The sequence below is a fragment of the Bacillus sp. J41TS8 genome, assembly GCF_018333035.1.
In the GTDB taxonomy this organism is placed as follows: Bacteria; Bacillota; Bacilli; order Bacillales; family Bacillaceae; genus Bacillus; species Bacillus paralicheniformis.
In genome coordinates this window covers 165,967-188,465 of record NZ_BORF01000001.1, presented here as the reverse complement: position 1 = coordinate 188,465, position 22,499 = coordinate 165,967, and the positions used below count along the sequence as shown (strand labels likewise).

17 protein-coding genes and 3 pseudogenes are annotated in these 22,499 nt (G+C 40.4%); 15 read left to right on the top strand and 5 right to left on the bottom strand.

Annotated features, from left to right (window positions below):
- Window positions 1-14 precede the first annotated feature (14 nt).
- Both KI350_RS01070 and KI350_RS01065 read left to right on the top strand, forming a co-directional pair.
- Window positions 15-1,445, top strand: coding sequence for an MBL fold metallo-hydrolase (locus KI350_RS01070; protein ID WP_059231361.1), 1,431 nt, complete (start codon window positions 15-17; stop codon window positions 1,443-1,445).
- A gap of 345 nt (window positions 1,446-1,790) precedes the next feature.
- Window positions 1,791-2,453 (top strand): hypothetical protein, encoded by a 663-nt coding sequence (locus KI350_RS01065; RefSeq protein WP_075213724.1) that lies wholly within the window; start codon window positions 1,791-1,793, stop codon window positions 2,451-2,453.
- 440 nt (window positions 2,454-2,893) lie between these two features.
- Here the strand turns inward: KI350_RS01065 and hmpA are convergent.
- Window positions 2,894-4,112, bottom strand: a pseudogene (gene hmpA / locus KI350_RS01060) (NO-inducible flavohemoprotein).
- Window positions 4,113-4,421: 309 nt separating this feature from the next.
- On the opposite strand from hmpA, the gene KI350_RS01055 reads away from it, so the two are divergent.
- Genes KI350_RS01055 through narI form a run of 5 tightly spaced genes read left to right on the top strand, consistent with a single transcriptional unit; the run spans window position 4,422 to window position 12,451 of the window.
- Window positions 4,422-5,918 carry a nitrate/nitrite transporter gene (locus KI350_RS01055; protein WP_059231221.1) on the top strand — a complete coding sequence of 499 codons (1,497 nt, stop codon included), beginning with the start codon at window positions 4,422-4,424 and terminating at the stop codon, window positions 5,916-5,918.
- A 52-nt stretch (window positions 5,919-5,970) separates the two neighbouring features.
- Window positions 5,971-9,654, top strand: coding sequence for a nitrate reductase subunit alpha (locus KI350_RS01050; RefSeq protein WP_025811102.1), 3,684 nt, complete (start codon window positions 5,971-5,973; stop codon window positions 9,652-9,654).
- The gene (gene narH, locus KI350_RS01045) at window positions 9,644-11,194 is read left to right on the top strand and encodes a nitrate reductase subunit beta (protein WP_020452307.1); all 1,551 of its coding nucleotides are present in this window, start codon (window positions 9,644-9,646) and stop codon (window positions 11,192-11,194) included. The genes KI350_RS01050 and narH overlap by 11 nt, the downstream gene beginning before the upstream one ends.
- A complete protein-coding gene (narJ, locus tag KI350_RS01040; RefSeq protein WP_020452306.1) occupies window positions 11,166-11,729 on the top strand; it encodes a nitrate reductase molybdenum cofactor assembly chaperone in 564 nt (187 codons plus the stop codon). The genes narH and narJ overlap by 29 nt, the downstream gene beginning before the upstream one ends.
- Window positions 11,730-11,749: 20 nt before the next feature.
- Complete coding sequence (gene narI, locus KI350_RS01035) at window positions 11,750-12,451, top strand: respiratory nitrate reductase subunit gamma (RefSeq protein WP_020452305.1); 702 nt, start codon at window positions 11,750-11,752, stop codon at window positions 12,449-12,451.
- Window positions 12,452-12,536: 85 nt separating this feature from the next.
- On the opposite strand, the gene KI350_RS01030 is transcribed toward narI, so the two are convergent.
- Window positions 12,537-12,878 carry a hemerythrin domain-containing protein gene (locus KI350_RS01030; protein WP_229029915.1) on the bottom strand — a complete coding sequence of 114 codons (342 nt, stop codon included), beginning with the start codon at window positions 12,876-12,878 and terminating at the stop codon, window positions 12,537-12,539.
- Window positions 12,879-13,211: 333 nt separating this feature from the next.
- Between KI350_RS01030 and KI350_RS01025 the strand changes: the two genes are divergently transcribed.
- The 5 genes from KI350_RS01025 to KI350_RS01005 all read left to right on the top strand — a co-directional run bounded on the left by KI350_RS01025 (window position 13,212) and on the right by KI350_RS01005 (window position 18,860).
- Window positions 13,212-14,354: a PTS sugar transporter subunit IIC gene (locus KI350_RS01025; RefSeq protein WP_106070674.1), complete on the top strand. Its 1,143-nt coding sequence runs from the start codon at window positions 13,212-13,214 to the stop codon at window positions 14,352-14,354.
- A 49-nt stretch (window positions 14,355-14,403) separates the two neighbouring features.
- On the top strand, window positions 14,404-14,757 hold the full coding sequence (locus KI350_RS01020) for a PTS lactose/cellobiose transporter subunit IIA (protein ID WP_020452293.1): 354 nt from the start codon (window positions 14,404-14,406) through the stop codon (window positions 14,755-14,757).
- Between the two features lie 114 nt (window positions 14,758-14,871).
- The gene (locus tag KI350_RS01015) at window positions 14,872-16,311 is read left to right on the top strand and encodes a glycoside hydrolase family 1 protein (RefSeq protein ID WP_059231225.1); all 1,440 of its coding nucleotides are present in this window, start codon (window positions 14,872-14,874) and stop codon (window positions 16,309-16,311) included.
- A 71-nt stretch (window positions 16,312-16,382) separates the two neighbouring features.
- On the top strand, window positions 16,383-16,646 hold the full coding sequence (locus tag KI350_RS01010; RefSeq protein WP_059231227.1) for a phosphocarrier protein HPr: 264 nt from the start codon (window positions 16,383-16,385) through the stop codon (window positions 16,644-16,646).
- A gap of 312 nt (window positions 16,647-16,958) precedes the next feature.
- Entirely contained in the window at window positions 16,959-18,860 is a 1,902-nt protein-coding gene (locus KI350_RS01005) for a BglG family transcription antiterminator (protein ID WP_050820714.1), read from the top strand.
- Window positions 18,861-19,171: 311 nt separating this feature from the next.
- On the opposite strand, the pseudogene KI350_RS01000 reads toward KI350_RS01005, so the two are convergent.
- A pseudogene (locus KI350_RS01000) lies at window positions 19,172-19,533 on the bottom strand (sigma factor-like helix-turn-helix DNA-binding protein); the annotation flags it as partial.
- A 34-nt stretch (window positions 19,534-19,567) separates the two neighbouring features.
- On the bottom strand, window positions 19,568-19,990 hold the full coding sequence (locus KI350_RS00995) for a hypothetical protein (RefSeq protein WP_212930419.1): 423 nt from the start codon (window positions 19,988-19,990) through the stop codon (window positions 19,568-19,570).
- A gap of 123 nt (window positions 19,991-20,113) precedes the next feature.
- Here KI350_RS00995 and KI350_RS00990 point away from each other — a divergent pair, with 123 nt between their 5' ends.
- Entirely contained in the window at window positions 20,114-20,638 is a 525-nt protein-coding gene (locus KI350_RS00990; RefSeq protein ID WP_059231230.1) for a GNAT family N-acetyltransferase, read from the top strand.
- A 179-nt stretch (window positions 20,639-20,817) separates the two neighbouring features.
- Here KI350_RS00990 and KI350_RS00985 read toward each other — a convergent pair.
- A pseudogene (locus KI350_RS00985) lies at window positions 20,818-21,126 on the bottom strand (sigma factor-like helix-turn-helix DNA-binding protein); the annotation flags it as partial.
- Window positions 21,127-21,436: 310 nt separating this feature from the next.
- Here KI350_RS00985 and KI350_RS00980 point away from each other — a divergent pair.
- The gene (locus KI350_RS00980) at window positions 21,437-22,102 is read left to right on the top strand and encodes a helix-turn-helix transcriptional regulator (RefSeq protein WP_059231232.1); all 666 of its coding nucleotides are present in this window, start codon (window positions 21,437-21,439) and stop codon (window positions 22,100-22,102) included.
- Between the two features lie 5 nt (window positions 22,103-22,107).
- Window positions 22,108-22,482 (top strand): RidA family protein, encoded by a 375-nt coding sequence (locus tag KI350_RS00975; protein ID WP_059231234.1) that lies wholly within the window; start codon window positions 22,108-22,110, stop codon window positions 22,480-22,482.
- The last annotated feature ends 17 nt before the right edge of the window (window positions 22,483-22,499 follow it).

Below are 22,499 nucleotides of genomic sequence, written 5' to 3'. Positions count from 1 at the left end.
AGGAGGAATACAACATGTTATTGCGCTATTTTTACGATGAAAAGCTGGCCCATGCATCCTATCTGGTTGGCTGCCAAAAAACAGGAGAGGCAATTGTCATTGATCCCGGCCGCAATCTAAAACCATATTTACAAGCAGCCGAAGATGAAGGGCTAAACATCACAGCGGCCGCAGAAACCCATATTCACGCCGACTTTGTTTCCGGCGCTCGCGAACTCGGCGCTACACATCAAGCGAAGCTGTATCTTTCCGATGAAGGGGACGCAGATTGGAAATACCAATATGTCGATGAGTTGAAACATCAACTTGTGAAAGACGGCGATCGCTTTTCCATCGGAAACCTGATGTTTGAGGTTATGCATACTCCCGGCCATACCCCGGAAAGCATTTCCTTTCTGTTGACGGACGGCGGAGGAAATGCGGATCGTCCAATCGGCATCTTTACAGGAGATTTCGTCTTTGTGGGCGACATTGGCAGACCCGATTTGCTCGAAAAAGCGGCGGGGATCAAAGGAACGTCACAATCGGGGGCAAGAGAGATGTTCAAGTCCCTTGGAAAGTTTAAACAACTCCCGGATTACTTGCAGGTTTGGCCGGCTCATGGCGCAGGCAGCGCTTGCGGCAAGGCATTGGGAGCCATTCCAACTACGACTGTCGGTTACGAAAAGATGTTTAACTGGGCAATGGCATACACCGATGAAGAAACATTCGTTAAAGCCTTGCTTGACGGGCAACCAGAACCGCCAAAGTATTTCGCTGTGATGAAACGAGTAAATAAAGAAGGCCCTCCATTGCTTAAAGATCTTTCTGCTGTTCCAGAGATTACGTCGATTGAACAAGTGAAAGATTTGCAGGGAAAAGAGCAAATTGTGGATACCCGCACTTCCCGAGAATTTGCTGAAGGGCATATCAAAGGCACAATCAACATTCCATTCAACAAGGCGTTTACGAACTGGGCAGGCTGGCTCATCGACTACACTCGTCCTGTGTACTTCATAACGAATCCGGCCGAAGTGAACGAACTCCTGGAAGCGCTGCGCTCTGTGGGCATTGACAATGCGGCAGGGTTTATGGATCGGGACAAAATCCTGGCAAGCGGTGCTTTTTCACTTGAATCGTACGCGGAGATCACACCATCTGAGATCGCAAAATTAGTGGATGACGGATTCGTGCACGTGCTTGATGTTCGCAATTTGACTGAATGGCAGGAAGGTCATATTCCGAATGCGCAGCACATCATGTTGGGAACGCTCCCAGAACGGCTCGATGAAATTAGAAGAGACTGTCCGATTCTTGTGCAATGCCATTCCGGAGCCCGATCTGCCATCGGGGCCAGCATCCTGCAAGCTAACGGCGGTTTCAAACAAGTATTGAGTTTGAGCGGCGGCATTGTCCAATGGCAGAAAGACGGTCTTGCCATTACAATCCCTTGCAGCGGATTGTAATGAAAGAAAATGTCTGCTCAAGCGCATGGAATAAAGAGTCAAGAGGCCGATATTGTCTTACTCCCGGCCTCTGACTGATATTATTTCCGCTTTTCCTTCTCCGTCTGATCACACTTCTGAAACATCTTTCGCAGCGCCCGCTTTTTCGCGTTTTCTCTTCCTTCGAATCAAGGCCGAAACGGCCGACGATGACTTTTTTCCGTCCAAGATGTCGATACATTCCCGTGGCATACAAAAAGCGATTTATTGACTTTAGGAAATCGATATTGACAAAAGTATTGTGTAAAATAACCCCTTTTTATAATATGCAAAGTAATTATTTGGATATTCAAGGGGGAGAGAAGTGTGAAAAAGAAAATGTATTTTTTAATAGTACTGCTTTTTGCAGGTGGTTCTTTTGTGACTCCATATGACTTTGTCTCGGCTGAAGGGTTTGTAGAACATAAAACTGCCATTGACGATCTATATTACTCAGGGAAAAAGACAAGGGAAATTGTAAAAGATGGGCAGATGCATTTTACGCTGGAAACAACATACCATGAAAATGGAATCGTTGAAGCCATCGTTACGGAAAATAAACATACGACTCATATTCAATATAACCCTGCAACGGGCATGACCTTATTAAACGGTGTAACATTAGAAACAAAGAAAGAATTTGAAATGGGTTTGTCAGCGTACAAAGAAGTATACATGGGGACTGTAACAAATAATGTTCCGGCAGGCACTTTGGTTGGAGCGGCAATTTCTTTGACAAGTATATGGACCAGGGTTCCTGCGAGCAGAGTAAAACAAACAGTTTTAACCCTAACTTCATTGGCTGTAGGAGAGACACTTGATAAATTAATAAAGGTGAAAATCAAGCAATACAGAACTTCGAAGCCTGTCAAAGATGGAAACATGTGTTACAAACAATATAAATATAAGCATAAGTCCACATGGTATTATAAGAAAAAACAAAGCAAACAACAAAGCTCAAGCTGGTTTTTACAAAGTAAGCCCTGTTAAGGAGCGGGAAAATGAGTAAATGTCCAGTATGCAGGAAACCGTTTACTTTTAGAGAAAATTCTAAACTGATTAGAACAAAGAGGCCAACTTGTCCCAGATGTAAAAGTCCGCTAAAGGAAACAACAGCTTCAAAATTCCTTTTTAGTTTGATTTTTATTTTGCCAATCCTTTATTTTATGTCTTTTTGGAGCGGATGGGATTCACTATTAAAGTGGCTTTCTCTTTTTATTTGGATTGTGTTTTGTTTATTTATTTTGCAACCTGTACTTTATCGTTATGATAAGACAAAAGCTTAAGTCATTAAGCTAAAGGGCTGAATTGAAGAAGTATTCAGTCCTTTAGCATGTCAGGGGAACCTAAGAATGTGCAAAAAATCTTAAGGGTATTCTTTTTTCATGGGAGGCCTTTTATAGTTTACAACGTCCTAAATTCTCTCCTTTTTATTCTTCCTCTAAAATCGCGACAGGGTTAAACACTTCATAATGAATGTTGTTTTTTGATACGTTCCATTTTTTGAGGGCAGCGTTAATGGCTTTCATAAAGGGAAGAGGGCCGCAAAAATAAAAATCGGCATCCTTTCCCGGCAGGATGGACTGAAGCCACTCCAGGTCAACATAACCTTCCTTATCAAAGTTTAGTAGAGAACGGTCCATGGAGGCAGGTGCTTCGTAGCACACAAATGACCGGATATTCTCATGCTTTTCAGCTAATTTTTCAACATGTTCTTTAAAAGCGTGAAACTCACTGTTTTTTGCTGAATGAATAAATGTTACATGTCTGTTGGGATGTTGTTCAGCCACCGTATTTAACATGCTTAATAATGGTGTGATGCCGACGCCTCCGCTGATCAAAACAAGCGGCAAATCTTTGCTGCTAATGACGAAATCGCCCGCCGGAGCGGAAAATTTGAGAATATCGCCTGTTTGCACTTGCTGATGCAAGTACGTTGAGACGATGCCAGCCGGTGCGCCTCCGCGTCCTTCCTCACGTTTGACGGAGATTCTGTAATAATCTTTGCCGGGAGCGTCGGAAAGGCTGTAATGGCGGATGTGGGTATACGTTTCACCTGGAATCTCTGCTTGTAAAGTTAAATATTGGCCGGCTTTATAAGAAGCGATTGGTTTACCATCCTCCGGCTTTAAATAAAATGATGTAATCAGCCTGCTTTCCTCCACTTTTTGATCAACGCGAAAATCACGATAGCCACTCCAGCCGCCAGGCAGATGTTCAGTTTCTTCATAAAGCTTTTGTTCTATATCGATAAAAGCTTTTGCGATTTCATCGTAAGCTTTTTTCCAGGCTCCAAGCACTTCTTCTGTTGCCGCATCGCCCAGCACATCTTTCACAGCATTGAGCAGAGTTGCACCCACAATTGGATATTGTTCAGGTTTTATGCCGATTGCTCGGTGCTTTTCAGTAATTCTTTTGATAACGGGATCTATCGCTTCTAAATGATCGATATTTTCGCCAGCGGCATACACAGAATACGCCAAAGCCTCTTGTTGAATACCGCTTTTGATTTGTTTGATTAAACAAATTGTGTAACTCAGGCACTTTTGAAAATAATAATTCATAAAAACGTTTGCCGATTTCATGGCTATGCTCCTTTAAGACTGGGGCAGTTGACTTCACAATTTTGATTGTTTTCTCATCAAGCACTATATTCCCTCCTTTTTATTTAGTTTGATTTCTTAAATACGAAATATACAAAACAAGCAAAATAAACATGTGATATCCAGTCATAGGATGTTGCAGGTTCTTTTGTCAACTTCATTCTTTTCTTAAGTGAAGGACATCTTTTTCAACAATACTGCTCTCGAATTATCAATTTCTTTCACAGAAACTGTGTTCCGGGAGGCTATTTAAGAATCCTAAAACACCAAAAAACGGATTCATTGAGGAATGCATAAATAGTACCTGTTTGGGAATTATGGAAATAACGTGAAATTATAAGAAAGGTCATCTGAAATGAAGCAAACAAACATACAGCTGCCTCTTCAAACATTCAGCTTGATTGTGGGGTTTATGGTATGGGTCATTATTTCATCATTAATGACATATATCAAACAGGATATCGCACTTTCATCAGTGCAATTATCATGGGTGACAGCAATTCCGGTAATATTGGGATCTGTTCTTCGGGTTCCGATAGGCTATTGGACGAATCGGTTTGGCGCGAGGCGGGTTTTTCTTGTAAGCCTCTTATTTTTAATCCTGCCGGTCTATTATTTAAGCCTCGCTGATTCTTTTAACGACTTATTAATAGCCGGTCTTTTTTTAGGTATTGGCGGAGCAATATTCTCTGTCGGAGTTACTTCTTTGACAAAGTACTATTCAAAAGATCGGCATGGATTTGTCAATGGGATATACGGAGTCGGAAACATCGGAACAGCGTTTACTTCATTTGGTGCGCCGATCCTTGCAAACCAATTGGGATGGGAAGTTACTGTCAGGCTTTTTCTCATTCCGCTGATCATATTGGCTGCTCTCAATTTCTTATTGGGCGATAAACATGAGCCAAAAGTTAAAACAGCTTTAAAGGAGCAAATCCTCAATGTTTATCGGGATGAAAAACTATGGTTTCTCAGCCTTTTTTACTTTATAACATTTGGCTCATTTGTTGCATTTACCGTATATCTTCCCAATTTTTTAGTTTCTCAATTTAATCTTAGCGAAGTTGATGCAGGATTGCGTACCGCAGGATTTATCACGATTTGTACGTTGTTTCGCCCGCTTGGAGGATGGCTGGGGGATAAATTCAATCCATTTAAGGTTCTTATCATCGTATTTTCAGGATTGACGATTTCTGGTGTGCTACTCTCTTTTTCTCCAACGATGACATTATATACCGTTGGAGTTTTAACAGTGGCGGTTTGTTCGGGAATCGGAAATGGAACCACGTTTAAACTAGTGCCACTCTATTTTTCAAAACAAGGCGGCATTGTGAATGGAATTGTTTCCGCCATGGGAGGACTTGGGGGATTTTTTCCGCCTCTCATTTTAACCGCAGTCAATCAGATGACAGGGAATTATGCCATTGGTTTCATGGCGTTATCAGAGTTTGCCTTGGCAAGCTTAATTATAGTTGTTTGGATGTTTTATTCTGACAAGCTTAGGCTTGCGGACAACATTGTTGAAAGTACTGGACAGGGTGTAATGGTCACCAACACTAAAGGCGTTATTCAAAAAGTAAATCCCGCATTTAGTGCTGTAACCGGATATCAAAAAGAAGAAGCTGTCGGCCAAACCCCGCGGCTTTTAAGGTCTGGAAGACATGATCGAGATTTTTATGAAGAGATGTGGAAGAAACTCAAGGAAAACGGGTATTGGCAGGGCGAGATTTGGAATAAGCGTAAAAATGGAGAAGAATATCTCGAATGGTTGACAATCAGTGCCGTTAAAAATGATGCCGGCGAAGTCATGTATTTTGTAGCAATCTTTAGTGATATTTCTCAAAAAACATAAAAGAAGTCGTTTTGTAATGGACTTCATAAAACGATCGAAAGGGAGTGTTGTCATGAAGAAGAAAATTTCCCCATTGCTCAAAAAGATGACTTTTTTTGGACGCACCGCTGATTTAAACAATCATAGTACGTTATCCAGTGCAGACCGCGAGTCTGAAAAATACTATCGCAGAAGGTGGCAGCATGACAAGGTGGTTCGCACCACTCATGGCGTGAATTGCACCGGTTCCTGCAGCTGGAAAGTTCATGTGAAAGACGGAATCATCACGTGGGAAACACAACAAACAGACTATCCGACTACCGGTCCGAACATGCCTGAATATGAGCCGAGAGGATGCCCGCGCGGTGCGAGTTTCTCATGGTATACATACAGCCCGATACGAGTTCGTTTTCCATATGTGAGAAGCGCTTTGTTAAAAGTGTGGAAAGAAGCCATGCAAAAAACGAACGATCCGGTCGAGGCATGGGAAGTGATTTCTGAGAATCCCGGCATGCAAAAAGCTTATAAACAAGCGCGCGGTAAAGGCGGATTCGTCCGGGCAAACTGGGATGAAGTAAATATGATGATTGCCGCTCAATTAATTTTTACGATCAAAAAATACGGCCCCGACCGCATTGTAGGTTTTTCGCCGATCCCGGCAATGTCCATGGTCAGTTATGCGGGCGGGGCGAGGTTTTTGAATTTAATCGGCGCGCCGCTGCTCAGCTTTTACGACTGGTATGCCGATCTCCCGCCTGCATCGCCGCAAGTTTGGGGCGAACAGACGGATGTTCCTGAAAGCTCTGATTGGTATAACTCCAGCTACTTATTGGTATGGGGTTCTAATTTGCCGCAAACGAGAACGCCTGATGCCCATTTCTATGTTGAAGCAAGGTATAACGGCACTAAAGTAGTTTCTATTAGCCCGGATTATGCTGAGTTTGTTAAATTTGCCGATCATTGGTTAAACGTTAGTCCAGGTATGGATTCAGCGTTGGCGATGGCGATGACCCATGTTATTCTCAAAGAATTTTATGTCGATCAAAAAACGCCCTATTTCGAAGATTACGTCAAGAAATATACTGATTTGCCTTTTCTTATTACATTAAAAAAGCATGGCAATCACTATAAAACAGACCGGTTTTTGCGTGCAAGCGACCTGGGGATGAATGTAAACAAGGCTGAATGGAAAACGATTGTATTTGATAAAAACTCCAATCAATGTGCTGCACCTAATGGAACCGTCGGCCATCGCTGGTCGGAAGGAGGGGAGTGGAATTTACACCTGAAAGATACTGAAAATCAGCTCGGAGATCTTGAGCCTGCACTCTCCTTGTTAGGGATAGAAGACAAAACTGTATTGCTGCAGTTTCCTTACTTTGGTCAAGAACAAAAGCAAATTATCGCAAGAGGAGTGCCAGTCAAGGAAATTCAACAAAACGGAGAGTCTGTTTACGTCACAACCGTTTTCGACCTCATGCTCGCGCAAACTGGCGTAAATCGCGGATTACCCGGTGATTATCCAAAAGACTATGACGATCCAAAGCCATACACACCGGCATGGCAAGAACAAATAACCGGTATTGACCGCAAACTAGCCGCTCAAATTGCAAGAGAATTCGCCCAAAATGCGGTTGATAGCAAGGGACGGTCGATGATTATCATGGGATCAGGCATTAACCATTGGTATCATTCTGATACCATTTACAGGGCGATTCTCAATCTAGTTTTGTTAACAGGCTCCCAGGGAGTAAACGGAGGAGGATGGGCGCATTACGTCGGTCAGGAAAAAGTACGCCCCCTTGAAGGATGGCAAACTGTGGCGATGGCACGTGACTGGGGAGGTCCGCCGCGTTTACAAAATGGAACATCTTTCTTTTATTTCGTGACAGAGCAATGGCGTTATGAGGATCAAAAATCCTCAGATTTAATTTCACCGTTAGTCGAGAAGCCCAGATATCATCATCTGGGAGATTATAATGTACTCGCTGCACGATTAGGGTGGCTGCCTTCCTATCCGCAATTTAATAAAAACTCGATTACGTTGTACGAAGAGGCAAAGGCAGCTAATAATGATGAAGCTGTGAAGTATGTCGTTGATCAAATGAAAAATGGTCAAATGAAATTCGCAATTGAAGAGCCGGGCAATCCTGTTAATTTTCCGAAAACGTTATTTGTATGGAGGGCGAATTTAATTGGAAGTTCTGCAAAGGGGCATGAATATTTTCTGAAGCACCTGCTCGGTACACATTCAAGCATTTTAGGCGAACAAGATCAATCCCTGCATACAGAAGAGGTAGATTCAGCATCTGTTGCACAAGAAGGAAAACTTGATTTGCTTATCAATATGGATTTTCGAATGTCAGGTACGGGGTTGTATTCGGATATTGTCTTGCCGGCTGCAACCTGGTATGAAAAGTATGATATCAGCTCTACCGATATGCACCCTTTTATTCATCCTTTCAATCCAGCGATTACACCGCCGTGGGAGAGCCGATCTGATTGGGATACTTTTAAAAAGCTGGCGAAAACATTTCAATCTTTAGCCGAGAAATATCTGCCGGAGACGGTAAAGGACATTGTCGCTACACCGCTCCTCCATGATACTTCAGACGAGACATCGCAGGCGTTAGGATTAATCCCCGACTGGAAAAATAATGGGGTTGAACCGGTTCCTGGAGAGAATTTCCCGCGTATTCACGTCGTCGAAAGGGAGTATACCAAAGTATACGATAAATTCATTGCGCTCGGGCCGAATATACGGGAAAAAATCGGCGCCAAGGGACTAAGCTGGGATGCTAAAGAGGAATATGACGAATTGAAAGATATTTTAGGCACAGCTAAAACGACAAAAGAATATAAAGATTGCCCCGATATCTCTGCAGATCGAAACGCTGCTGAAGCTATCCTGACATTATCCAGCACGACGAACGGTTCGCTCGCAATGAAAGCATGGGATACTTTAGAAAAGAAAACCGGGCAAAAATTAAAAGACCTAGCCATAGAACGGGCTGAAGAGCACATTTCATTTGACGAGATTACAGCCCAGCCAAGAAAGGTTTTATCATCTCCGGTCTATAGCGGGACAGAGACAGGCAATCGCCGTTACTCGCCTTTTACAACCAATATAGAACGGCTGATTCCATTCCGAACCTTGACCGGCAGGCAGCATTTCTTCTTAGACCATGAAATCATGCGTGAATTTGGGGAGGATCTGCCGACCTTTAAAGCGCCTTTAAGAAAAGCTGCTTTCTATAATAAAGATGGACGTCCGGCATCAACAACCAAAGAAATAAAACTGCGCTATTTAACACCGCATTTTAAGTGGTCTTACCACAGCACATACTACGATACATTGCCGATGCTTACGCTGTTCCGGGGCGGACCGCATGTATGGATGAATAATAAAGATGCCGAGACTGTTGGTATCCGTGATAATGACTGGCTTGAAATGTACAATCGCAACGGGATTGTCGTCGCAAGGGCCGTCGTCAGCCATCGGTTACCGAGAGGCGTGGCGTTTATGTATCATGTGCAGGACAGAACAATTAATGTTCCCGGTTCAAAAATAACAAAAGAACGTGGGGGAACTTTTAACAGTCCCACTAGGATTCATGTTAAGCCGACACAAATGATAGGGGGATACGCTCAACTAAGCTACGGATTTAATTATTATGGGCCGACCGGAAACCAGAGGGATGAACAAGTCGTTATTCGTAAATTAGAGCGAAACGAGGTGGATTGGCTTGAAGATTAAAGCGCAATTTGGAATGGTGATGAACCTCGATAAATGTATCGGCTGCCACACATGCAGTGTGACATGCAATAATACATGGACGAATCGTAGCGGCGCCGAATATATGTGGTGGAACAATGTTGAAACAAAACCGGGCGTCGGTTACCCGAGGGAATGGGAAAACCAAGAAACCCACCGCGGAGGCTGGGAGTTGAAGAACGGAAAGATTGAATTGAAAGCCGGCGGCCGTGCCAAAAAGCTGCTGAATATCTTTTACAACCCCGATTTGACCCGAATCGATGATTATTATGAGCCATGGACCTATGATTACGAAAATTTAATCAAAAGTCCTCAGAAAAAGCATCAGCCAGTTGCAAGGCCTATCTCTCAGCTTACCGGTGAATACATCGATTTGAAGTGGGGGCCGAACTGGGAAGACGATCTTGCGGGTGTTTATGATACAGGCAAAAAGGATCCGAACATGCACAATGTTGATGAACAGGTGATTCAAGAATATGAACAAGCTTTTATGATGTATTTGCCAAGAATTTGTGAACACTGTATCAATCCGTCATGCCTTTCTTCCTGTCCGTCCGGGGCCATTTACAAACGTGATGAAGACGGCATCGTTCTTGTTGATGAGGATGCATGCCGCAGCTGGCGTTTTTGCATGTCGGGCTGTCCGTATAAAAAAGTTTATTTTAACTGGAAGACGAATAAAGCCGAAAAGTGTACGTTTTGTTTTCCGCGTATTGAAAACGGCCAGCCAACAGTTTGTTCTGAGACTTGCGTCGGCCGCCTGCGTTACATCGGCATCGTCTTATATGACGCGGACAAGATAGAAGAAGCGGCATCTGCTGCCGACCCAAAGGATTTATATGAGTCCCACTTAAACCTATTTTTGGACCCAAATGATCCGGAAATCGTCAAACAAGCAAAGAAGGACGGAATTCCGGAGGATTGGATTGAGGCGGCTCAAGCATCACCTGTATATAAGCTTGCTGTGGAACATAAGGTGGCGCTGCCTTTGCACCCGGAATACAGAACTTTGCCAATGGTGTGGTACATTCCGCCTTTAAGTCCGATTACCAATACGTTCGGCGGTCAAATTGATATGTTGGATCCCGGAATTATTTTTCCGACGATCAAGCAGTTCAGAATCCCCATCCAATACCTTGCGAATTTAATGTCAGCGGGGGATACAAAAGTTATTGAACGCGTATTAAAGAAAATGGTTGCCATGAGGAGTTATATGAGAAGTGTTAACTTGAAGCAATCGTTTGATCAAGCCATCCTTGAAGACGCCGGGTTAACTGAAGAAACCGCTGTCGAATTGTATGAATTATCCGCGATAGCGAAATACAATGATCGTTATGTCATTCCAAAATCTCACAGGGAAGAGGCAGGCAATATGTATTCAGGACAAGGTTCAGCGGGGTACGAGTTTATGGAGGGCTGCTCAGGTTGCAGTTTAGGCACTGAAAAATACGAAGATTTATACGCCTTCAGTGAAGAATATTGGAGTGATCTAAATGGGAACACAATGGATGGAAGAAGATAGATTAGTGTTTAAGCTTTGTTCATTATTCTTGAGATATCCGGATAAAGAATGGACAGAATCGGAAGAAGCAAGTCAAATTGTTGATGAAATAAATGATAAAGGAATGAAGTACTGCCTTCGGCGGTTTCTGACCTATGTAAATGAAACCTCCTTTAAAGAGATGTGCGAGAATTATGTGCGGTGGTTTGATTTTAGCGAACCTAAAACGCTTTATTTAACCCATGGAAGATTTGGAGAGAATAGAGAGCGCGGCCTAGCTTTTGTAAAATTAAAAATGGAGTTTGCAAAAGCCGGGTTTTATATTAAAAATGATGAATTGCCCGACTATTTACCGCTTATATTAGAATTTGCCTCAATTGCGGAAAAAGACTTTGTTCAAAAGGTGTTTTTAATCCACAAAAAAGCAATTGACCTATTGCTGACAGAGCTTGAAAAAGAGGATAATCCGTATGGCTTTTTATTAAAAGCTTGTTTAGCAGCCATTGCAACACATTTGCCACCTAGTGAAAAAGACGCGGATCACCATGCGGGATGACTCAAATTGGAGGGATTGTTATGACAGAACTAGATTATTTCTTATGGGTGATCATTCCCTATTTATCGTTAACCATTTTTGTTGTCGGACATGTTCATCGCTATAATACAGATCAATTCGGTTGGTCGGCACAATCAAGTGAATTTATCCAAAAAGATCAATTATTGAAGTGGGGGAGTACGCTGTTTCACTATGGTGTCATTTTTGTTTTCTTCGGACATGTGGCAGGAGTGCTGATTCCTAAAGCGTTTTATGATGCAGTCGGAATAACTGAACATATGTATCATTTTGGCGCTGTATGGTTCGGGGGAGCCGCCGGGGTGATGATGGTTGTCGGAGGAGCCTTATTGACAGTACGTCGGCTTAGAAGTAAAAGGGTAAGGAGAAACAGCTCAAAGAAAGACCTTTATGTATTGCTTTTAATCGGAGTAGTGACCGTTGTTGGTTTTACAAATACAGTCGCTTATACAGCGACAGGAGGAGAGTTTGATTATCGGGCAACAATAGGTCCGTGGTTCAGGGGAATTTTAAGCTTTCAGCCTTCTCCGTATTTAGTGATGAACGCACCGCTCGGGTTTCAACTTCATATTTTGGCGGCATTTGTTTTATTTGCCGTATGGCCTTACACGAGACTGGTCCATGTGTGGAGTCTGCCTTTAGAATACTTATCTAGAAAGTATATTGTATTCAGAAAAATGAATCCGAAAAAAGCGCTTAAATAGAAAAATGAACCTGCCCAAACACAAAAAGCCACTTCAGTACTCAAGAGTGGCTCATTTCATGATCATTGAATAAAAAGCGCGTTTTTTAATGACCGTCCAGCAAATAGCTTTCCTCATCGCGATTATGTATTTGAACCAGAACATATATCGCTTTAAAACGGTCGATTACATCATCGTTTACCCCTTGTTTATCCAGTTCTTCTTTTATATCGCTTACCAGTATCCTAAGTAAATCATGATCACGCTTAAGCATGCTTAGTGTATGAGAGATATCCGGGTTTTCTTCAAGCTTTCTTTTGTATAAACCCTCTTCTTCTGAATCCGCATGTGCAATTGTACGGGTTTCCCAATGTTCGAGAAGAGCCCTTGCTGCAATCATAGCATGCTTTTTATGTTTTTCGCCATAAACCTGTTCTAATACCTCCATCAAATCCCTTCCTTCTGTTACTGCTCCATCGTGGATGGATCTATGAGAACCTAATTTATTCAAAGATGGACCTGACAATTAAAGTAACCCTCCTTTTTACCCGAAATACGCTAAGGATGTTCATATCCATTATGAACAAATATTATAATTTTCAAACAAGTTCTGCATAGTGATTTATCCATAGAATCGCTGTTTTTAGGAGCTGTCGGCGCTGTTAACGATCGCGTTTCAAGCGCTGGGTAATCTCCTTATGTATCACTAATATCCATTCTGTCGCCAGCCAGAGCTTTTTCTTACGGAGGATCGCTGTTATTCACTTATCAGGATTCTGTTATGACCATTCTGCCGCTCATCCTGGTAGGTTCGTTAATTACGATCGTCAGTTTATTGAATAATGTTGTTTCGTGGTTTCCTGATGTTTCACTTATTAATACTTTTACATTCGGGCTTCTCGGCATATTCGTTGCCTTTTTAATCCCATATTTCATTATGGAAAAAAAGAAACAGGATAATAAAAAATTAGTAGCAGGCGCAACGGGTCTGTCGCTCTACCTATTTTTGCTGTCACCCGTTATTTTAGAGGATGGAAAAATTCAATTTGTCCTTGATCGATTCGGGGCAACCGGTATGTTTCTCTCCCTGATTGTCGGTTTGTTTGTTGGATTTGTCCTCTTTTTATTCTCGAAATTTTCGTTTTTTTCAGAGGATTCTTCGTTACCGGACTTTATCGCTGTTTGGTTTGACACGCTTATACCGATTACGCTGATTATGCTGTCTGGATGGCTGATTGGCGTTCAAGCAAATATTGATTTCTTTGAAGTCATCCTGGCTATTTTTAAACCATTATCAAATATTGTGCAAACCTACCCTGGTTTTGTTTTATCTATTTTCATTCCAGCATTTTTGTATACATTCGGTATCAGTGGCTGGGCAATGATACCAGTCGTTTATCCAGTTTATTTATCAGCTCTGGCAGAAAATGAGCAAGTTGCAGCAGCAGGAGGAGACCCATCCAATATAGGCGTTGTGGAAACTCTCTATGCATTTACAGATATGGGCGGTATCGGAACGACTTTGCCTCTCGTGATTATGATGTTCTTTTTAGCAAAGTCGATGCGCTTGAAGGCGATTGGACGAGCAACAGTTGTCCCATCCATCTTTAATATCAATGAACCTTTAATGTTCGGGGCTCCGGTTGTCTTTAATCCATTTTTTATGATTCCGATGTGGATTGTATCTATCGTGATTCCAAGTATTACCTACTGGGCTCTTTATTTAGGTTGGGTAAGCATCCCTTCGAAGACATTTTTGCTTTGGTATGTCCCGATGCCCATTTCATCATATTTGGCTACTCAAGATTGGAGAGCTATTATTTTAGCCATTATATTATTCGCTGTTGCGTTTATTATCTTCTTCCCATTTTTCAAAGCATACGATATTCAAGAAAAGAAGAAAGAATCTGAACTAAGCGAATGAGAAGAGTGATTCATTATAGTTTATAAAAAACATTGAAGGAGATTGTATCATGGTTGATAGAGAAAAAGAACAAGAAGCACTGAATTTAGTTTCAATGCAAATGATTTTACATGCAGGTGATGCCCGCAATGATGTCATGGAAGCATTAAAATGTTGTGAAGAAGAAAACTATGACCGCGCTGAAGAACTATTAGAAAAAGCCAATAAAGATATCGTTGCATCTCATAAACTGCAAACTGAAACAGTACAAAAAGAGGCACGGGGAGAGGAGCCTATTTTCTCATTGCTGTTTGCTCATGCCCAAGATACGTTAATGACAGTAAAGAGCGAGTATGAAATTGCTAAGCGGTTAGTTCGCGTTTTTAGAAGACTTGATGAAAAAATTGATGGAATGCAGGCATAACCTTGATTCGTATGAAGTCACTTTTCCAAATAAAGCAGTGTGGCTGCGGTTATGCACAAGTTATTAAATACTATGTAATAGGCATTCATAAAGCCGATTAAGGAGGCAATTAAATTGAGAAAAAATCCAAATACATTCCCTGAAAACTTTTTATGGGGGGGCGCCATTGCGGCAAACCAAGCAGAAGGCGCCTATCTGGAAGGCGGAAAAGGACTCTGTGTAGCAGATATCAATAAGTTTAATGATAGCGTGGATATTAAGAAAAAAGGCAATTTTGAACTGACAACTGAAGACATTCAGTTTGCAATAAAAGATAAAGAAGGATATTATCCAAAACGAACCGCGATTGATTTCTATCACCGTTATAAAGAGGACTTAAAAATGCTGGCAGAAACCGGGATGACTTCGTTCCGTACATCGATCAACTGGGCCCGAATATTTCCGAAGGGAGATGAATCAGAGCCGAATGAAGAAGGATTAAAATTCTATGATGAGCTAATTGATGAGATCATTAAAAATGGAATGGAACCGCTCATTACGGTTTCCCATTATGAAATGCCGTTACATTTAGCAACTGAATACAATGGCTGGTATAACCGGAAAACGATTGACTTCTTTGTCCGTTATTGTGAAGTATTATTTAAACGTTATAAAGACAAAGTGAAATATTGGATTCTCGTCAATCAAATTAATTTAATTACGTTTGAGTCATTCAATCACCTCGGTATCCCGGCAGATCGCGTGGAAAACTTACTGGAAGCCAAATATCAGGGTGCACACAATGAGCTTGTTGCTTGTGCGAGAGCAACAAAGATAGCTAAAGAAATTAATCCAGAGATGCAAATCGGAATAATGCTCTTCGATGCAATTTCTCATCCTGCAACATGTAAGCCGGAAGATGTACTGGCAACGGTAAAACGCAACCAAATGGAATACTATTTCTCTGATATTCTCATGCGTGGCAAGTATCCAAATTACGCTTTCCGCTTCTTTGAAGAAAATAATCTTCATATTCAATTCGGAGAAAATGATGAGGAAGATTTCAAAAATACAGCAGATTTCTTTAGCTTCTCTTATTACTACACTCGAATTTCTGATGCAGAAAGCGTAAAGCAGGCTAACTCTGCAAAAATAAATCCGGAGCTTGAAGCGAGCGATTGGGGCTGGTCCATCGATCCAATCGGTTTAAGAACCGCTTTAAATCTGTATTATGATCGTTACCAAAAACCGATCATGATTACTGAAAACGGCATCGGTGCTTATGATAACGTTGATGAAAACGGCGAAATTCATGACCCGTACCGCATCGATTTCCTTAAACGCCACATTGAACAAATTAAAGAAGCAATTAAGGATGGTGTGGAAGTAATCGGCTACTATCCTTGGGGGCCAATTGATATTGTCAGTTGTTCATCATCCGAAATGTCCAAGCGCTATGGATTCATCTACGTTGATAAAGATGATTACGGCAATGGAACGCTTGAACGAAAGAAAAAAGACAGCTTCTATTGGTATCAAAAGGTCGTTGCAACAAATGGAGAGGATTTAGGATAACAGATGACATGTTGCAGATAGGATCTAGAATGGCTCGATGAAAGGTTAGTTAAAAATAGAGGAGTTATGATATGATAAATCAAACATTTACAATCATTGATCAGGTTGGAATTCATGCACGGCCTGCAACAACTTTAGTCCAGACTGCAAGCAAATTTAACGCTGATATTTATTTGGAATACAACGGAAAAACCGTCAATCTAAAATCGATAATGGGAGTTATGTCCCTGGGCATTCCAAAAGATGCTGTTATTAAAATAACTGCTCAAGGTGCTGACGAAGAAGATGCAATTGCCACTTTAGAACAAGTAATGACACAAGAAGGTTTAGCCTGAAAAAAATAAAATATCAGTCAGTTCGGTGATTTTTCTGCAATGTATTGGCTATAAGGAAAGCAGAGCTGCCATACACGAATAGTGGCAGAAAAGGTGGAGGAGAATCCTCTACCGTCTTTTTTATATGTGCTTATGCCGCTTCTAAGCGGAGGGAGCGTTGAAGGAAAGTTGACGATCCTGCACATAATGGAAAGAAAGACAGGACAACTGATGAAACTGTCACCTGAATGACTGCTGTTGGATAAAACGATAATCCATCTCGATAACGTTTTTCTATAATATTATCAGAATTTTTAAACAAGGAGCCCGATGATGAGAAATGATCGTAGAGAGGCTTTTATTCAATACTTGGCAACTAAAAATGATTGGTGTACTGCCGCAAGTTTGGCAAGTTATTTTAAAGTGTCCACAAGAACCATTAGAAAATATGTCAATGAAATGAACCGGGATCAAATGGTTATTACGTCTTCTGCGCAAGGGTATCAGCTAATAAGCAGAGATAAAGTGAAAACGGACAATCATTACACTTCTCCAATAGACCGTATAAAAGTGATCTTGAAAGAATTAATTCTTCACACAGAAGGGCTAAATATATTTGATTTAGGTGATAAGCTTTTTTTAAGTGTGTCATCAATCGAAAATGATATGGTTCAGGCTAATAAAATGATTAAGCCGTACAGCTTAAAAATCCGTCATAAGAAAGACACGGTTATTTTATTAGGTGAAGAGACGGATAAGCGGCGATTAATGAGCTTTATTATTTCACAAGAAACTTCCGAAGAATTTTTAAGTTTAAAGGCTGTTCAAGATTCTTTTCCGAATTACGATGTTTTTTCACTAAAAAATGAAATCGCTTCCATTCTTGAGAGATTTAATTTGTATGTAAACGATTATATTATGAATAATCTTCTTCTCCACCTTGTGATTACATTGGATCGAATCAAAAATAACAACTCGGTCATTCAGTCATCTGACCTTAATAAATTAAAAAGTAATTTTGAAACCAAAGCAGCTAATAAAATTGCGGATTTATTGGAAGTGAAATATGGTATTGCCTTTAATGAATCGGAGCGATACAATTTTATATTGCTTTTATCAAGTAAAACGACATTGCTTAATTATCAGTCATTAACATCCAGCTCCTTAAATCGCTACGTCGCTGAACATTACGTAAACCTGTCAAAGAAACTGTTAGAGAAAGTACACGAATGCTACTTTATTGAAATTGTTGATGATGAGTTTTTTGTCAAGTTCACGCTCCATATACGCAATCTGCTTTTCCGGGCAAAGCATGGGCAAATGGTTAAGAATCCTTTAACCTATAAATTAAAGGATTCATACCCTCTAATTTATGAACTGGCTGTCTTTATCTCGAATCAAATTCAGTTGATGGAAAACATTCATATTAATGAAGATGAGATTTCTTATATTGCTTTTCATATTGGCTCTTATTTTGAACGAAGAAAAAATTTGGAAAAGAAAATTTTATGTGTGGTGATTTGTCCAAACTATTATGATATGCGACTGCAACTCATTCAAAAGCTCGAAAAGAAATTTCACAATTCTTTAGAGATTATAAAAGTTTTATCTGACTCAAGTGAGATTGTTTTACTTGAGGAAATAGATTTAATCATAAGCACATTACCACTAAAGGATGAACAAACCCCATCTGTATTCGTTCATCCTTACCTGACAGAAGAGGACTATGAATACATCCAAATTCAATTAAACAAATTAAATAAACAAAAAAAGAATCGCAAAGTTAAACAATATCTTGATTTATATTTTGATGAAGATTTGTTTATGAAAAATGTTTATCTCGACAGCAATGAATCTTATATTGAATTCATGTCAAAACTTCTGTATGAAAAAGGCTATGTCTCTATAGATTATGGAAAGTCTGTGCTTGAGAGAGAGCGCATGTCCTCAACTGCTTTTAATAACAATGTAGCTGTCCCTCATTCCATGCATATGGATGCTGCAAAAACAGGTATTTGTATCATCATCTTGGATCGCCCTGTAAATTGGGGGAAAGAGAAAGTTCAAATCATTGTTATGATTTCAATTAATAAACAGCAGCGTGAATTATTCAGCCCTTTCTTCGAAGGGGTGATTAACATTTTATCGGAATGGAGAAATGTTCATGATCTAATAAAAGCCAAAGACTATAATGATTTTATGGATAAGATGATGAGACTTTTAAATGAAAAATAATGCAGCAGAAGCATATGGACGAGCTAGTGATAACCCGCCAAGAATAAATTGGATATATAACCATTTCGTGTTATGCGATTCACTTATAATAATAGAACTTCATTCTGAATAAAAAATCCCAAATTCTCACTAAAGCCACTGAGAAATTGGGATTTTCTTTTTCGAACATTCCTTACAGTTCAAATCCATAGTTAATGAGACTGAGTTAATAAAAAGTCGAAGAGTTCCACCTTCTGTTTGTGAGATAATCAAGTCCAATTTAGGAATAAAAATCGATTCAGCGGTGGCATATGCAGAAAACACCAATATATTTATAGTCTAAATAGTTCCTGTTTGATGACAAAATAAAAAGATGCAAACTGAAGGGAATGAATGATCGTCCGCTTCTCCTTCTCCGCTCGATAAAACTCATGAAACATCTTCATCAGCGCCCGTTTTTCAATCCGGGATACATAGCTCCGCGAAACCCCGAGCTCCTTCGCGATTTCGCGTTGCGTTTTTTCTTTCTTCAAATCAAGACCGAAGCGGCCGACGATGACTTCTTTTTCTCTGCCGTCCAGGATGTCGATGTATTTTTTGACTTTTTCAAGCTCTGTGCCTGAGCTGGATGGTGTCGATGACGTCTTCGTTTTCGGATCCTGAGGACATCGATGAGGCTGATTTCATTGCCATCCATAGGTTACCTGTTTGGAATTCAGGTGAAAAGTTCAGATAAAAAGAGTTTTACAATAGCTTGTTACATACCAAAACCGATTTATTGACTTTAGGGAATTTATATTGACAAAACTATTGCGTGAATAACTCCTTTTTATAAAATAAGAGGTAATGATTTGGATATTCAAGGGGGGGGAGTAGCACTTTTTTACAGGTGCTTGTTTTATGACTCCGTCAACAGGCATGACCTTATTAAACGGTGTAATATTAGAATCAAAGAAAGAATTTGAATGAGGCTTGTCAGCATACAAAGAAGTATACAAGGGAACTGTAACAAATAACGTTCCGGCAGGCACTTTGGTTGGAGCGGCAATTTCTTTGACAAGCATATGGACCAGGGTTCCTGCGAGCAGAGTAAAACAAACAGTTTTGACTCTAACTTCATTAGCTGTAGGGTAAGGCGAGGCCTTCTTCAAAACAATACCCCTAGACCTTCGAAGTAATCCAATAAAAGATATATTCAGATTTTAACCATTTAAGAGAAGCCGCCGATATTTGCGATATCCTCTTTAAGAAAAATCTTAATTATAGGAGGAAAAATGTTTTTAATAAGAAAAGCCAAAGTGTCAGACGCTAATTCAATTGCCAAAGTTCATGTGGAAAGTTGGAAAACCACATATCAAGGAGTATTGCCTGATGACACGTTATCTAAGCTCTCTGTCGAAAATCAGGCAGAGCTTTGGAGAACCTCATTAAGTGATCCTCAAAATCAAGATATTGTCTATGTTGCAGAAGAAACCGACGGTAAAATTATAGGCTTTGCTTCCGGAGGTCCAAACCGCGATCATCTTAGCAAATATAAGGGTGAAGTTTCCGCGATTTATCTGTTGTTACAGTATCAGAAAAAAGGAATCGGCTCTCGACTAATGAAGGCGATTGTAGAGGAGCTTGTAAAGAAAAATATAAAATCATTAATGGTATGGGTTTTAGCCGGTAATCCATCGATAAATTTTTATGAAAAATTAGGTGGAAGGCAGAGCACAACAAAACAAATACAATTCGGTGAAGATTATTTCAAAGCCATTGCTATCGGCTGGACGGATATAAATAGTTTTTTGTTATAAAATGATCTCCGCGTTATTATATGCTCCCTAAAGTAGACAGATGAAATAAAAAAATCTGTTTGGTTGCTTTGGGGAGTGGGATGCTCGTTACCAGGCCAATGATCGCACCCGTTATCCAGCCAAATTAGCTCGCATAAAAAAGGCTGGGTTTTATATCATCCCAAGTCTCTTCATTGATCTCATTTCCCCTTCGCCTTCTTCCGCTTCCCCTTCTCCGCCCGATAAAACTCATGAAACATCTTCATCAGCGCGCGCTTCTCAATCCGCAACACATAGCTCTGCGAAATCCCGAGCTCCTTCGCGATTTCACGCTGCGTCTTTTCTTTCTTCAAATCAAGGCCGAAGCGGCCGACGATGACTTCTTTTTCTCTGCCGTCCAGGATATCGATGTATTTTTTCACTTTTTCAAGCTCTGTGCCTGAGCTGGATGTGTCGATGACGTCTTCGTTTCCGATTCTGAGGACATCGATGAGGCTGATTTCAATGCCACTCACTGGTTATCTGTTTTTTTACTAGATTGAGGGACTGAACTAAAAAGATACCGCACTATATTGTCTAGGAGCACCCATGACATCATCAGTGGCATGTGCAGAAAATACCCCTAGCATTCAGTGGTTTATTTATAGTGTAAATAGTTCCTGACAAAATAAAAAGATGAAAACTGAAGGGAATGAATGATCAAACCCAAATATAAAAAAATATATTTTTGTTTCATTTTCATATAAAAAATTATATAATAAATTCAAGAATGAAATCACTTGAGATAAATGCAAGTAATTGAAAGTTAGGTGTTTAGGTTTGACTGAAGCAAAGCAGATTTTAAAAAGTTACATCCCATTTGCAAAAACGATAGGGGAAATGTTTGGGCCGAATTGTGAGGTTGTCATTCACGATTTGACAACACCGCAGTCTTCCGTGATTTTTGCAATAAACAATCATGTGACAGGAAGAGAGATCGGTCAGTCCTTTGACCATTTGGTGAAAAAGGTTCTATTATCCGATGAATTTAAAGAGGATTACTTAGCGGGCTATGAAATTGAAACAGATGATCAGAGATCAATAAAATCATCTACTACCCTGATAAGGGGAAGCCAACAACAGGTGATTGGCGCTTTTTGTATCAACTATGACATGAATGTCATGATTCAAATGAAAGAAATGTTAGATGCATTTATGCCTGGCATTGAAAAGAAAAGTCAAATACAAGCTCCGAATACAGCGGAACAGGGAGCTTCCATTCAGAATGTAGAAGAGATCACAAATCAGTTAATTGAACAAATCGTGGCGAACCATAAACATTCTCTGATGAAACGCCGTGAAAAAATCGAGCTGATCAGATTTATGGATGAAAAGGGAATATTCCTCATGAAAGGTGCCGTAGATAAAGTAGCAGAACAATTAGGCATTTCAAAGGTAACAGTCTATAGCTACTTAGATGAAGTGAAAAAAAGACAATCGGAGTGAGCAGAGTGGAGAGTATTTTTGAGGCAGGGAATTTAAAATCGAACGGTCATTACGCATTAGCTGTGATTCATCAAAACACGGTCTATGTATCAGGGCAATTTGCCATTGATCCAATTACGCAGAAAAAGAAATTTGGCACAATTGAAGAAGAGACTTTACAGGCATTATCCAATATAGAATATATTTTAGAAGAAGCCGGCAGTGGTAAAGGCCGAATTTTAAAGTTGACCCTATATCTTCACGATATCAATTTATTAGACCGTGTTGACAATGTCTGTCAGGGTTTCTTTGACGATAATTGTCCAGCATGTTCAATTGTCCCGACGAACGAGCTGCATTACGGTTTTCAGATTGAGATTGAGGCAATAGCCGCTATGTAATATATTTTTTGTCTATG

Bases quoted from the DNA above. Each gene is read 5' to 3' on its own strand.
- KI350_RS01070 (WP_059231361.1), top strand. From the start codon at position 15: ATGTTATTGCGCTATTTTTACGATGAAAAGCTGGCCCATGCATCCTAT.
- KI350_RS01055 (WP_059231221.1), top strand. From the start codon at position 4,422: ATGAAGCAAACAAACATACAGCTGCCTCTTCAAACATTCAGCTTGATT.
- KI350_RS01050 (WP_025811102.1), top strand. From the start codon at position 5,971: ATGAAGAAGAAAATTTCCCCATTGCTCAAAAAGATGACTTTTTTTGGA.
- narJ (WP_020452306.1), top strand. From the start codon at position 11,166: ATGGGAACACAATGGATGGAAGAAGATAGATTAGTGTTTAAGCTTTGT.
- narI (WP_020452305.1), top strand. From the start codon at position 11,750: ATGACAGAACTAGATTATTTCTTATGGGTGATCATTCCCTATTTATCG.
- KI350_RS01030 (WP_229029915.1), bottom strand. From the start codon at position 12,878: ATGGAGGTATTAGAACAGGTTTATGGCGAAAAACATAAAAAGCATGCT.
- KI350_RS01025 (WP_106070674.1), top strand. From the start codon at position 13,212: ATGACCATTCTGCCGCTCATCCTGGTAGGTTCGTTAATTACGATCGTC.
- KI350_RS01020 (WP_020452293.1), top strand. From the start codon at position 14,404: ATGGTTGATAGAGAAAAAGAACAAGAAGCACTGAATTTAGTTTCAATG.
- KI350_RS01010 (WP_059231227.1), top strand. From the start codon at position 16,383: ATGATAAATCAAACATTTACAATCATTGATCAGGTTGGAATTCATGCA.
- KI350_RS01005 (WP_050820714.1), top strand. From the start codon at position 16,959: ATGAGAAATGATCGTAGAGAGGCTTTTATTCAATACTTGGCAACTAAA.
- KI350_RS00990 (WP_059231230.1), top strand. From the start codon at position 20,114: ATGTTTTTAATAAGAAAAGCCAAAGTGTCAGACGCTAATTCAATTGCC.